Raw genomic sequence first — 13,233 nt, forward strand, 5'->3', positions numbered from 1 at the left:
GGGGTAAGCTGAATGTCCGGTTTGGAGTGCCCAGACATGTTTCGGCCGTTCGTCCAATTATGTGCACCCGTAGTTACCAGAAGATAAAGTACTGACCTAGATATTGCGACGGTGCGGTGTAGAGGAACGAGCGTTCCTTTTCCACACGAGTAGAGTATCAAGCCGTAGTGCAAGTAAGGTCGAGCGCTGAGCACCGCTCGGGAGCCTGCACGATATAGGACAAAACTCCCTATTGCCCATTTAGTCAAAATGGCCATAAATTACCTTGTCCCAAAGTGAGGCAGGCCTATGCAAACGTTGAGTGCAAAAGATGCCAAAAACGGCTTCGGCCGACTTATCGACCTCGCTCGTGTCGAGCCCGTAGCAGTGGCTAAACATGGAAGGCCAGTTGTAGTGGTAATGGCTGTCGAGGAATATGACCGATTGAGAGGCATCGAAATAGGCTGCGTGAAGGGCGACCGAAATGCGAAAGGTACGTCGCAATCATGAGTGCTGTGATGCCAATGGGTCAGGCAGAACGCGATCTTGAAGTGGCCTTTTTGGCTAAATTGGAGAGCCTCAAATACGAGTATCGACCTGATATCCGTGATCGAGCTTCTCTAGAGTCAAACTTCAGGGTGAAGTTCGAAGGCCTGAATCGGGTGAACCTTACCGATGCGGAGTTTCAACGCCTGCTGGACGAAATTGTCACGCCAGATGTCTATATGGCGGCGCGCGTCCTTCGTGAGCGAAACAGCTTCACCCGCGATGATGGGACGCCGCTGAACTACACGCTCGTCAACATCAAGGACTGGTGCAAGAACTCCTTTGAGGTGGTCAACCAACTCCGCATCAACACAGACAACAGCCACCACCGCTACGACGTTATTCTCCTGATTAACGGCGTGCCGGTCGTTCAGATTGAACTGAAGACCCTCGGCATAAACCCGCGTCGGGCCATGGAGCAGATCGTCGAATATAAAAACGACCCTGGGAACGGATATACCAAGACGATCTTGTGCTTTCTTCAGCTTTTCATAGTCAGCAACCGCGATCGGACGTTTTATTTTGCGAACAATAATGTGCGCCATTTCGCCTTTAATGCCGACGAACGATTCCTGCCGGTCTACGAGTTTGCCGATGTAGGCAACAAAAAGATTGTCCACCTCGATAGCTTCGCCGAGACTTTCCTCGTCAAATGTACCCTCGGCCAGACGATCAGCCGCTACATGGTTCTGGTGGCAAGTGAGCAGAAGCTCCTGATGATGCGGCCGTATCAGGTCTACGCGGTGAAGGCGATTGTCGATTCCATCGCTCAGGACTGCGGCAACGGCTACATCTGGCACACCACGGGCAGCGGCAAGACGCTCACCTCCTTCAAGGCATCAACGCTGCTGAAGGACAATCCCGATATCGAAAAATGCCTCTTCGTCGTGGACCGAAAGGATCTCGATCGGCAGACGCGCGAGGAGTTCAATAAGTTCCAGGAAGGCTGCGTGGAGGAAAATACCAACACCGCCTCCCTCGTCCGGCGCCTTCTCTCCGACGACTATGCCGACAAGGTCATCGTCTGCACGATCCAGAAGCTTGGCCTTGCGCTGGATGAAAACAGCAAGCGCAACAAGCAGCAGAAAAAGGACGGCAAGAAGAGCTTCAAGGAACAGCTTGAGCCCCTGCGCGACAAGCGCATCGCCTTTATCTTCGACGAATGCCACCGCTCGCAGTTCGGCGAGAACCACAAAGCTATCAAGGAGTTCTTCCCGCGCGCCCAGCTCTTCGGCTTCACCGGAACGCCCATCTTTGATCAGAACGCCGCACAGCAGAAAATCGAGGACACCCAGGCCAGCATGAAGACGACGGAAGACCTCTTCCAGAAGCGGCTTCATACCTACACGATCACGCACGCTATCGAGGACGGAAACGTCCTTCGGTTCCATGTCGACTACTTCAAGCCGCAGGGCAAGACCCTGCCCAAGCCAGGCGAGCCGCTGGCCAAACGGGCGGTCATCGAGGCGATTCTGTCCAAGCACGACGCGGCCACCGGTCAGCGCCGGTTCAACGCGTTACTCGCCACGTCGTCAATCAATGACGCCATCGAATATCACGGGCTTTTCAAGACTATGCAGGCCGAGAAGCAAGCTGCCGATCCCAGCTATCAGCCGCTCAACATCGCCTGCGTCTTCTCCCCGCCTGCCGAGGGCGATCCTGACGTAAAGCAGATTCAGGAGGACCTGCCGACGGAGAAGGAAGACAACGCGGTTGAGCCAGAGAAAAAGAAGGAGGCCCTCAAGGCCATCCTCGCGGATTACAATGCCAACTACGGCACAAACCACAAGATCGGCGAGTTCGACCTGTATTATCAAGATGTACAAAAACGCATCAAAGACCAGCAATGGCCCGAAACTGACCTGCGGAAAGCCTATCCCAATGCGCCACACCACAGGATCGACATCACGATTGTCGTCGACATGTTGCTGACAGGCTTCGACTCCAAGTTCCTGAACACCCTCTACGTCGACAAGAACCTCAAGCATCACGGCCTGATCCAGGCCTTCTCGCGGACCAACCGCGTGCTGAACGCCACCAAGCCCTATGGCAACATCCTTGATTTCCGCCAGCAACAGGATGCGGTCGATGCCGCCATCGCCCTCTTCTCCGGCGAGGCGGCCGCCGAAAAGGCTCGCGAAATCTGGCTGGTCGACAAGGCGCCCGTGGTCATCCAAAAGCTGGAAACCGCTGTCCAGAAGCTCGACACCTTCATGAAGTCACAGGGCCTCGACTACGCCCCCGACGCAGTGCCCAGTCTCAAGGGCGATGCTGCCCGCGCGGCCTTCATCGAGCATTTCAAGGAGGTCCAGCGGCTTAAGACCCAGCTGGATCAATACACCGACTTGACCCCCGAAAACGCCGCAACGATCGAACACATCCTGCCGCGCGACAACCTCGTTGGCTTCCGCGGGGCCTATCTGGAAACCGCACAGCGCCTTCGCGCCCAGCAGGGCAAGGGTGCGGACAAGCCGACACAGGAAGCCGACCAGCTTGATTTCGAGTTCGTCCTCTTTGCCTCGGCCGTGATCGACTACGACTACATCATGGGCCTGATCGCCCGCTATTCCGAGGCGACCCCTGGTAAGCAGAAGATGAGCCGCGAGGAACTGATCGGCCTGATCCAGTCCGACGCCAAGTTCATGGACGAGCGTGAGGATATCGCGGCCTATATTAACACCCTAAAGGCGGGCGAGGGACTCAGCGAAAAGGCCATCCGCGATGGTTACAGCCGCTTCAAGGCGGAAAAGAACGCGGCGGAGCTGGCGAGTATCGCGGACAAGCACGGACTAGCGACCGAGGCGCTGCAAGGCTTTGTCGACACCATCCTGCAACGCATGGTCTTTGATGGCGAGCGGCTCACCGACCTGATGGAACCCCTTGGCCTAAACTGGAAGGCGCGGCGGGTGAAGGAACTGGACCTGATGGCTGACCTGATACCCCTACTCCTCAAGCGCGCTGGCGGCCGCGAGATTTCAGGGCTGAGCGCTTATGAGCAGTAAGGGGAAATCGTCTGCCAAGATGGGCGTTGGGACTGCTTTGGTGCCCAAGCTGCGCTTCCCGGAGTTTCGGGACTCCAAAGGATGGAAGGAAACCTCGCTCCAGAAACTAGCCCGGCCCGTAACAGATCGGGCGACAACAGGAGATGCGGATAACGTTCTGAGCCTCTCAGGGGAACATGGTCTCGTGCTGCAAAGCGACTACTTTGGCAAAAAGGTCGCAGGAGACAATACCGGTCGTTATCTGAAGATTCGCAAAAACGACTTTGTCTACAACGACCGGGCAACCAAGGCATCAAGCTTCGGAACGATCAAGCGGCTTTCCAACTATGGAGGCGGGATCGTCTCGCCTATCTATAAATGCTTTCGCTTCCAGCCGAGTGAGAGCCCAGCTTTCTGGGAATGGTATTTCGAGTCGGGAAGCCATGATCCGGCGCTGGGTGGGCTGGTCAATGAGGGCGCCAGAGCTGGCCGCTTCAACATATCTGTTACTCAGTTCCTGTCGACAAATGCATGGCGGCCAGAGGAACCCGAACAACAAAAGATCGCCGGCTGTCTGGACTCGGTGGACGCGCTGATTGCCGCTCAGGGTCGGAAGGTGGAGGCGCTGAGGGCCTACAAGAAGGGCCTGATGCAACAGCTTTTCCCCCAGGAAGGCGAAACCCAACCCCGCCTCCGCTTCCCTGAGTTTGAGAGGGCAGAGGAGTGGGAGGAAGCTACCGTCGAGGAGATCATTGTCACCATCACGCCCCCCAAGAAGCTTCAGACGTCCGACTACCAATCCGAAGGCGCGTTTCCCATCGTTGACCAATCGCAGGACTACATCTGTGGGTGGACGAATGACGGCGACGCAGTCGTCAATAAACGGTTGCCCGTAATCGTTTTTGGCGATCACACGTGCGCCTTGAAATTTGTTGACCGTCCTTTTGTTCAAGGCGCGGACGGAATCAAAATCCTCGAACCGAAACGCGGAATCAATGTCCGTTTCCTTTTCTATGCACTCGAAGCCAATCCGATAACACAGGAAAGCTATAAGCGGCACTTCTCAGTGCTGAGAGAGAAGAAGCTGTCGTTTCCAGACCCCAAGTCTGGTGAACAACAACGCATTGCAGACTGCTTCACCTCCCTTGACGACCTCATCACCGCCGAGAGTCAAAAACTCGACACCCTCAAGACCCACAAGAAGGGGCTGATGCAGCAGCTTTTCCCTTTGGTCGGAGAGGATGACGCATGAGCGGCATCCGCACCTATCAGAGTCTGGCCAAGCTTGTGACCCGGCTGCGGGATGATCTAAACGACGCCGATCTCGTGCTGCTTTACGCCTATAACCGCACCGGCAAGACGCGCCTGTCGATGGAGTTCAAGGACGCGGGCAAGCGGAAGACCAAGAAGAACCCCAACGGGACGCCCGACACGCTCTATTTCAACGCCTTTACTGAGGACCTGTTCGTCTGGGAAAACGACCTTGACGGCGACAGCGTGCGCCGCCTTCAATTGAACGAAAAATCATCCTTCTTCAACGCGATGACGGAACTCGCGCTGGAAGAGACGATTGATCTCTACCTCTCCCGATACGCCGACTTCGAATTCGACTTCACCTATAAAGATGTTCAGCAGGGCAACGAGACCATCTCGAAGCCCGATTTTGTGAGTTTCCGAAAGGGCGATCAGTCCAACATCAAGGTTTCTCGGGGCGAACAGAACATCTTCATTTGGTGCATCTTCATGGCCATCTGCGAACGTATGCTGGATGGGCATCAGTCCTATCAGGGGAAGAAGTACCTCTATGTCGACGACCCGATCTCGTCGCTTGATGACAACAACGCGATTTCCGTGGCCTGCGATCTTGCCAAGCTTCTCCGCCGGGCGGCCACGCGGAAGGATGCGAATGGTGCGCCCGCACCGATCAAAGTGATCTTCTCGTCCCACCACGCGCTGTTCTTTAACATCATGTGCAACGAGATGGGTAGGCGAACCGAGGGCGAACCGAAGATCACCCACAAGCGCTATTTCTTGCACCGCCCAAACGGCGACGGCACCTACACGCTTCAGGCGAGCGAGGATACGCCCTTCTTCCATCACGTCGCCACTTTAGCCGAACTGCAGCGTGCCGCCGATCCTGACAAGGGGAAGCTTTACACCTTCCACTTCAACGCCTTGCGCAGTATCATGGAGAAAACGGCCTCTTTCTTCGGTCATCCAAGCATGGCCTTCTGCCTGAAGGCATTGGACAACGAAGAGGATCGGGCGCTGTTCAACCGGGCCCTGAACCTGCTGAGCCACGGCGCCTATGCCATCCATGAACCCACAGAGATGGGCGAGGACAACAAGGAACTCTTCCGCCGCATCCTGCGCGAATTCATCACGCGGTTCGAATTCGCCCTGCCGGGAGTTGTTCCAGCCCAGCCCGCAGCCCCGGCGAAAGCGCCCGCCCCTGAGGAAGCACCTGCACAATGAACGACCAAAACCAAAAGCAACTGGGCAAAACGCTCTGGAGCATCGCCGATACGCTTCGCGGCGCGATGAATGCGGACGATTTCCGCGACTACATGCTGTCGTTCCTCTTCCTGCGTTACCTCTCTGACAATTACGAGATGGCTGCGAAGAAGGAGCTTGGGAGCGACTATCCCAATCCCAACACGATCGGCAATGCTGGGCGCTCACCCCTATCTGTTTGGTACGCGCAGAACCCCGATGATGTCATACCTTTTGAAAAGCAGATGCGCCTCAAGGCGCACTATGTCATCAAGCCGGAACACCTCTGGACCAGCATCGCCCATATGGCGCGCATCCAGAACGACGAACTGCTGAATACCCTGCAGGCAGGCTTCAAATACATCGAGAACGAGTCCTTTCAGAGCTCGTTCGGCGGCCTTTTCTCAGAGATCAATCTTGGCTCGGACAAGCTAGGCCGGACATACGCTGATCGTAACGCCAAACTCTGTGCCATCATCACGGAGATCGCCAAAGGGCTCGCCGACTTCTCGTCCGACGTGGATGCGCTGGGCGATGCCTACGAATATCTGATCGGCCAATTTGCCGCCGGCTCCGGGAAGAAGGCAGGCGAGTTCTATACCCCGCAGCAGGTGTCAGACATCCTTTCCGCGATCGTGACGCTAGACAGCCAGGAGCCGGCAACCGGAAAGAAAGAGCGGCTCGCCAGCGTGCTCGATTTCGCGTGTGGCTCCGGCTCGCTGCTGCTGAACGTGCGCAAGCGCATGGGGCCGCACGGCATCGGCAAAATCTACGGGCAGGAAAAGAACATCACCACCTACAACCTCGCCCGCATGAACATGCTGTTGCATGGCGTGAAGGACACGGAGTTCGAAATCTACCACGGCGACACGCTGAACAATGACTGGGATATTCTGCGTGAGTTGAACCCAGCCAAGAAGCCCTCCTTCGATGCCATTGTGGCCAACCCGCCCTTCAGCTTGCGCTGGGAGCCGACCGAGGCGATGGGCGATGATGTGCGGTTCAAGAACTACGGGCTGGCGCCCAAGTCGGCCGCCGACTTTGCCTTCTTGCTACACGGATTCCACTACCTGAAGGATGAGGGCGTGATGGCCATCATCCTCCCCCATGGGGTCCTGTTCAGAGGTGGGGCGGAAGAGCGAATCCGAACCAAGCTGCTGAAAGATGGCCACATCGACACGGTCATCGGACTGCCTGCGAACCTGTTCTATTCTACTGGTATCCCGGTCTGTATCCTTGTACTAAAGAAGTGCAAGAAACCGGATGACGTACTTTTCATCAACGCAGCAGAACACTTTGCTAAGGGCAAACGTCAGAATCGGCTCACAGACGAGCATATCGGTAAGATCATCGAGACCTACCAGTTCCGCAAGGAGGAGGACCGCTACTCCAAGCGTGTAAGCATGGAGCGCATCGCTGAGGAAGGCTACAACCTCAACATCTCTCGCTACATCAGCACCGCCGTGGGCGAGGAAGAAATCGACTTGGATGCCACACAGAAGGAGTTGGGCAAGATCGAAAAACAGATCCAAAAAGCAACGTCGAGGCACAACTCGTTTTTGAAGGAACTCGGCCTCACTGAACTACCCAAACCTTCGTAGAGTGAACGTAAGTGTCGGCCGTCTGCTTTTCTATTCTTCCATTTGAAACCGAGTTAATCGCTTTTGTCCTCCTCACGACCGAGATTTGAGCGTAAGCAGGCTACCGTACATTCTTTCATTCAAACGAGCAAACTGCTTATCCGAAGCCTCCTCCATTTAAATCGTTACTAATTTGTTCTTTTTTCGTTCCTTGCATAGAAGTGGATTATCTTTGTTTCCATGGGGTTCTGGTCGGGAGCCAGCAGTGTCAAATGGCTACCCGTTCCGGGTCCATTTGACAGCTGGCAAGGGGGAGAAATCTCCCCCGTTGACCCCCTCTTAAGCAAGGAGACTAAGAATGCCTATACCTCGAACATCTCGTCTTTCCGTCAGAGCATCCCCAGATGAGCTGATGCGCTGGAACCATATCGCTCGCTCTCATGACCATGCTACAACAGCCGACTGGATACGTTCTCTGCTCACCCGTGCAGAGCTGTCTGGTCATGATGGCCGTCCCGTTCCCGAGGAACTGCGTGGCATCCGCCATCAGCTTTCCCGAGTTGGCAACAACCTCAATCAATTAGCCCGTTCTGCAAATTGTGAGGATACCGTCCGGTGCGGATGTGTGCTCGATGATCTTGAGATGCTGATCTGTCAGCTTGACGAGATACTGTCACGATCACGCAAGAGCCCTTCCATTCGGCCAGCCCCTCGCCCGTGCGACGAAGCTCATATGACGCGTCATTGAAAGTCCTGTGAGAATATGAGCCATGATCGTCAAGGAAAGCAGGATCACAACAAAGAGCGGAGCGGGTGCCATTGCCCGCCATGTTCTGCATGGTGCGAAAAATGAAGCCATCAGAGTTCTGGCCGGGTCTGAATGGCTCCTGCATGACCATATGCGCGAAGCCCATCGCGAAGGACTGAAATATGGTCTCCGTCATATCGCCTTCAATCCAGATGAAGCGATGACCGATGAACAGCTTTCAGCCTTTGCCCGTCGTCTGTGTGATGAACTCCATGCAGACCCCGAACACCTCACCCTTGTGATCCACCAGAAGGACGGAAGCACCCATGGTCACTTGATCTTACCAGAATGGCAACAAGATCGCGTTCTTGAAAGCCGGTTCACATGGATGCGCATGGAAAAAGTCGCGCGTCTTGAAGAAATCCGGCTGGGGCACAAACTGGTGGCTGGTCGGCATGACAGGGCGATTGCCAAAGCCTTGCGTAAAGAAGGTCGTCACCATGCAGCGGAACAGGTCGATGCTCTCATTCCTGTTGCTGATGATGCAAAACCCCGCGCTGCTTATACATCAGAGGCACGACGCATTACCGAACGACAGGGACTTGATCTTCCAGCCCTGAAAAAGCTGGTCACGTCTCTCTGGTCACAATCAGACGGGTTAAAAGCTTTCCGGGCCGCCTTGAAAGACCACTCTCTGACACTGCGTGAAGGCGACCGAAAAGAGACACGACCGGGCGCTCATATTATCGAAACAAGTGATGGTCTTCTTGTGGGAAGCTTTACCCGTCTGGCAAAAGTCAAAGCAGCAGACTTTCGAAAACTGCTTTCCGAAGAGCAGAGTCAAACGGAGCATGAACGAGACGTCAAAATCCAGAGCACACGCTTGTCGATCCGCCGGACGACCGCAGATTTTTATAATGAATACCCCATCCCCAAACCATCTGACACTCAGCCAGTGCCCAGAAAACCACCGGTTATAAAACGTCCGAAAATCCCTGCATGGCGAAAAGAACTCTGGCTCAAACGAATGGCTGACGTTGACACCCTCACGACAGAGCCACTCCCCTCCTCCTCTTCCGTGCACATCGTAAGCGCAGAGGAGGCCCGTTTTCGGATAGAGATCAGGAAAGCCATCGCACAACAACACGCTATTCTTGCCCAGCAGGCACCCGAAACAAGCTGGAAACCCCTTGATCGAGACAAGATGATAGCGACATGGCGCAAGCAGCTTGCCCCATACCAGAAGCAGCTCAGAAAAAGCTTTGACCATTATAGCGTTGCAAAACGAGAGTGGCAGAACGCTGAGAAAAGTCGCTGGCTGCGTCTTACTGGAAAAGCCACAAGACTTGAAAGAAGAGCAGATCAGCTCTTTTTAGAATTTCTGGAAGTCTTGCGCTTTGTCGTGCAAGCCTTGCTGCATATCGTGGGGCTACGCGCAGAGCCGCCCAATCCGATCCGCTCCATCCTGAGTGAAAAGAACAAACCGGCTCTGGAACACTTCAGGAAAACCTATGATGCCGAATTTTCCGCCATGGCCGACATACAGATGCTGGACCCATGGCTTAACCAGCGTTTTGACCGTATCGTGCAAGCGCGCCAGAAGCGCATTATGGATTGGAACAGAGCGCACAGAGACAAGAAAGATGCGGCTCAGCGTGAGATCAAACGTCTTTCTGATTTGCTCAACATGAAAAGCCATAAAGTGAAACATCAGGTGCTTATCAGGCCGTCTCGTTCCCGCAGTCCCGCACCGAACCCGCAGACCCGACACCCACCCCCTGCCACACCGTCACCGTTTTAAAGACTTTGGAAAGTCTCTTGACGAGAACTCAATTCTTCTCCAAAGTGTTTCTCGTAAATCGTTACCAAGAAGGACGTCTTTTAGCGTTTTCCTTGATGAAATCAGCAAGGTTTCGAACGCAACTCACCCTGTTCTCCGGGTTCGAGTCCCGCAGCTCGCACCACTAACCTATTGAAAAGACAGAGAAAAACACCCCTCGACGTTAAAATGGGCGTTTGTCCCACAGTCTTTCCCATTCTGGGAGAGTTAGACGCATGCTGCGAATCGTCGGGTCGCAATATTATTTCAGGCGTTCTGTCCCGCTAGACCTCCGGGCTTGGTTAGGTCGAGGCGAAATCTCGCATCCCCTGAAAACCTCCAGTAAGCTTGTCGCACGGCAAAAAGCGGCTCTGCTGTACGCCAAAACGGGCCAGTGTTTTCAGGAGATTCGGCGCATGACGACAGAGCCAACACAAAAAGCCCTGACCGCCACCGATATCATCCGCTTCTATGAGCAGTTCGTGCGGGACTGGGAGAACTATCACAACGTTCGGCTAGAAGAAGAGAAGAGCAAGCACAGCGTCGAGATGGCGCAACAACTGCTTCAGACGAAAGCTTACATACGGCAGGTCGACAATTTTTTGGACATCATCGCAGGGCATTTCGAACAGACCGACGCTTTCCTCAATGCTTTGAGGCAGACACAGGCACTGCATACGGCCGTCACGAAGACCCGTGAGGCGATGCTGCGTGATGAAATTGCGGGCCTGCGAAAACTTGTCGTCGATATCAAAGCTTCAAGCGGCGCTATCGCGTCTGTGGCTACCCCCGCCATTGACGATGGACACGAAGACGAACCGCCTGAAGCCTTGCTCTCCCCCGTCACAACGAAGCGCAAGAACGCCAAGACTCAGACTATCAGTGCCATGGCTCAACGCTTTATTCTCAATGATACCAATAAGAGTGCGGACACCATCAAAGGCACGAAAACAACACTCGACCTGTTCATCGAGGCTTTCGGAGACCTATCCGTTAATCAGGTGACGGGAACAACAGCAGGTGACTTTCACGACTTGCTCCTCGGCCTTCCCGCAACGCATGGGAAATCCAAAAACCGTCTTCCCATTCGAGATGCTGTAAAATCAGCGAAAGAGCACGGGCTTGAAACGGTCAGCGGCAAGACTGTGAAGAACCATTTTTCTCGCCTATCCTCCCTCTGGTCCGTACTCGTTCAACGCGAAATCGTTGCAAAAAACCCTTGGTCACAGTGGTCTTTCAACACAACGAAGAAGACGGAACGACGCTGTTGGACCGATGACGAATTGACCCTGCTCACAACGGCACAATGGGAGCATCGCGGAATTTCCCGTCGAACATACACAGGAATGGTCAACGTCGCGCTCTACACCGGCTTGCGACTGGGAGAAATCTGCAATCTACGCGGCCAAGACATCGAGAATATCCAAGGTGTGGCATGCTTCCATGTCCGCCCTCACCCAGAAGATGGATGGTCTCCAAAGTCGGCAGCAGGAACGAGGCTCGTTCCCATCCACTCCCAGCTTATCAAAGCAGGCATCATGAGCTTTCTGAAACCGGAGCAGCATTTCCTGTTTCCCGACCTTCCGACGTCAAGTGAAGGCGTCAGAGGGGCAGCGTTTGGCCAGGCGTTCTCAAAACTCAAAACGAAGCTCGACCTTCCTGCCGAGATTACGTTCCACAGCTTTCGGCACACAGTTTCCACGAAGCTACGCAATCAGAATGCGAGCTTTCGGGAGTTATGGATTGACCGGGTGCTAGGACATGAGGCGTCACACCGAAGTCAGGGTACAATCAACTACACAAGTTCCATCGACGTGCAGAACCTGAAAAGCGTTATCGAAGCACTGGAATTCCCAACATTCCAGTTGGACATTCCGGAGACCTGACGGCGGCTATGGGGGGCTTCAGAATGTCCGGTATTGGATAGTAAAAGAGCAATAGACGACGTTCATCACCGTCGCTCTGCCTTTTGACACCATGCGTCCATCTTCACCAATAGGGGTTTGATACCTTTCGTTGCGCTAAACAGGATCATTACGGACCTTTTTTGCAAAAATATGGTGAGGGATAGTATTATGTTAACATATCAATCTCGTCTGGATGGTCTCATTGCTGTAACCATAGATAGCAATGTCTGGAATTTACTCTTCGACCTCAAGCTGGATCTAGCTGCTGAACTACCATCGGGTCGTTTCAAGCTCTTTATCCCACGTGAGATTGAAATTGAACTTGCTGCGATTCCTGAACGTACAGACAAACAGGCCCTGAAATATTACATTCGAACCCAAATAGCCGCTGCACGAGTGCAAACTCAATGGGTCTTTGGTTTTGCTCTCGACGGTGATGGCCCACAACGTTGCGGCGGTTTTGACATTGGTACATGGCAGAGCGAAACTGAACGTAAATTTTATGATCTGATCCGCGAAAGATATTTACTCGGCAAAACGGCAACCAACAGTCAACTGACTAGAAACGAGGGAGACGCGGCACTGGGCGCAAATTCTTTTTCCTCGGTCGTGCTGACTCTTGATCTCAAGCCGGGGCCTCTCACAGTCGCGCAGGAGAATGGTGGAAAAATACTCGATATGCGTCCCTTCCGGGAAGCTGGGATAGGCCTCGCCTCTTATGTCATCGCCTACTACGACGCATCGCAAATGAGTAATGACCAATAAGGCAGCACTGGGGGGAAAGCGGAAGGGACGATCATCGGCAATGAAGAGAGAAAACCGTCAGCCTGCCGCCCAACTTATCTCCAGAAAATTCTCATCTCTACGCACGCCTAACCAGCGATACTATTCGAGAATTAGTTGGAGTGGAGGTTGCGCTCTAATACGTTTTTGTCCGTCGTCGAAAGATTTGGGACTATGGATGGTGTGAAATAACGGAGGGTCTGGCCCATCTGATTATGATGTTTAGGCGGCACGCTGCTGATGAAGCAAGCGTCGTTTCTGGATGGTAGCTCTTTTGATGCGCTCACGTTCGAGCAGGATTGTCTGCCCCCGTCCGAACCAGACATCTGCCGGCGTGAGATTGTTGAGGCTCTCGTGATAGCGGCGCTGATTATAGTTTTCGACGAATGCCTCGATC

General features: G+C 54.1%; 9 protein-coding genes and 2 pseudogenes. 10 read left to right on the plus strand and 1 reads right to left on the minus strand.

Annotation, left to right across the window (positions count from 1 at the left end; genetic code table 11):
• The first annotated feature begins 288 nt into the window (after positions 1–288).
• The 10 genes and pseudogenes from KP699_RS09805 to KP699_RS09850 all read left to right on the plus strand — a co-directional run bounded on the left by KP699_RS09805 (position 289) and on the right by KP699_RS09850 (position 12,818).
• Entirely contained in the window at positions 289–489 is a 201-nt protein-coding gene (locus tag KP699_RS09805; RefSeq protein WP_215762458.1) for a type II toxin-antitoxin system Phd/YefM family antitoxin, read from the plus strand.
• On the plus strand, positions 486–3,527 hold the full coding sequence (locus tag KP699_RS09810; RefSeq protein WP_215762459.1) for a type I restriction endonuclease subunit R: 3,042 nt from the start codon (positions 486–488) through the stop codon (positions 3,525–3,527). Before KP699_RS09805 ends, KP699_RS09810 begins: the two co-directional genes overlap by 4 nt.
• On the plus strand, positions 3,517–4,758 hold the full coding sequence (locus tag KP699_RS09815; RefSeq protein ID WP_215762460.1) for a restriction endonuclease subunit S: 1,242 nt from the start codon (positions 3,517–3,519) through the stop codon (positions 4,756–4,758). Before KP699_RS09810 ends, KP699_RS09815 begins: the two co-directional genes overlap by 11 nt.
• Positions 4,755–5,981 (plus strand): AAA family ATPase, encoded by a 1,227-nt coding sequence (locus KP699_RS09820; RefSeq protein ID WP_252346928.1) that lies wholly within the window; start codon positions 4,755–4,757, stop codon positions 5,979–5,981. The genes KP699_RS09815 and KP699_RS09820 overlap by 4 nt, the downstream gene beginning before the upstream one ends.
• Positions 5,978–7,600 carry a type I restriction-modification system subunit M gene (locus tag KP699_RS09825; RefSeq protein ID WP_215762461.1) on the plus strand — a complete coding sequence of 541 codons (1,623 nt, stop codon included), beginning with the start codon at positions 5,978–5,980 and terminating at the stop codon, positions 7,598–7,600. Before KP699_RS09820 ends, KP699_RS09825 begins: the two co-directional genes overlap by 4 nt.
• Before the next feature lie 337 nt (positions 7,601–7,937).
• On the plus strand, positions 7,938–8,327 hold the full coding sequence (gene mobC / locus KP699_RS09830; RefSeq protein WP_374196921.1) for a plasmid mobilization relaxosome protein MobC: 390 nt from the start codon (positions 7,938–7,940) through the stop codon (positions 8,325–8,327).
• 22 nt (positions 8,328–8,349) lie between these two features.
• The gene (locus KP699_RS16445; RefSeq protein ID WP_252346929.1) at positions 8,350–10,128 is read left to right on the plus strand and encodes a relaxase/mobilization nuclease domain-containing protein; all 1,779 of its coding nucleotides are present in this window, start codon (positions 8,350–8,352) and stop codon (positions 10,126–10,128) included.
• A 254-nt stretch (positions 10,129–10,382) separates the two neighbouring features.
• Positions 10,383–10,550, plus strand: a pseudogene (locus tag KP699_RS16755) (DUF6538 domain-containing protein); the annotation flags it as partial.
• 12 nt (positions 10,551–10,562) lie between these two features.
• Entirely contained in the window at positions 10,563–12,032 is a 1,470-nt protein-coding gene (locus KP699_RS09845; protein ID WP_252346930.1) for a tyrosine-type recombinase/integrase, read from the plus strand.
• Between the two features lie 189 nt (positions 12,033–12,221).
• Positions 12,222–12,818 carry a hypothetical protein gene (locus KP699_RS09850; RefSeq protein WP_215762462.1) on the plus strand — a complete coding sequence of 199 codons (597 nt, stop codon included), beginning with the start codon at positions 12,222–12,224 and terminating at the stop codon, positions 12,816–12,818.
• 240 nt (positions 12,819–13,058) lie between these two features.
• On the opposite strand, the pseudogene KP699_RS09855 reads toward KP699_RS09850, so the two are convergent.
• Positions 13,059–13,233: pseudogene (locus tag KP699_RS09855) on the minus strand (IS3 family transposase); the annotation flags it as partial.

This window comes from Acetobacter sp. P1H12_c (genome assembly GCF_018811975.1).
GTDB lineage: Bacteria > Pseudomonadota > Alphaproteobacteria > Acetobacterales > Acetobacteraceae > Acetobacter > Acetobacter persici.

Coding starts and splice junctions, on each gene's coding strand:
- KP699_RS09825 (WP_215762461.1), top strand. CDS start 5,978: ATGAACGACCAAAACCAAAAGCAACTGGGCAAAACGCTCTGGAGCATC.
- mobC (WP_374196921.1), top strand. CDS start 7,938: ATGCCTATACCTCGAACATCTCGTCTTTCCGTCAGAGCATCCCCAGAT.
- KP699_RS09845 (WP_252346930.1), top strand. CDS start 10,563: ATGACGACAGAGCCAACACAAAAAGCCCTGACCGCCACCGATATCATC.
- KP699_RS16445 (WP_252346929.1), top strand. CDS start 8,350: ATGATCGTCAAGGAAAGCAGGATCACAACAAAGAGCGGAGCGGGTGCC.
- KP699_RS09810 (WP_215762459.1), top strand. CDS start 486: ATGAGTGCTGTGATGCCAATGGGTCAGGCAGAACGCGATCTTGAAGTG.
- KP699_RS09815 (WP_215762460.1), top strand. CDS start 3,517: ATGAGCAGTAAGGGGAAATCGTCTGCCAAGATGGGCGTTGGGACTGCT.
- KP699_RS09805 (WP_215762458.1), top strand. CDS start 289: ATGCAAACGTTGAGTGCAAAAGATGCCAAAAACGGCTTCGGCCGACTT.
- KP699_RS09850 (WP_215762462.1), top strand. CDS start 12,222: ATGTTAACATATCAATCTCGTCTGGATGGTCTCATTGCTGTAACCATA.
- KP699_RS09820 (WP_252346928.1), top strand. CDS start 4,755: ATGAGCGGCATCCGCACCTATCAGAGTCTGGCCAAGCTTGTGACCCGG.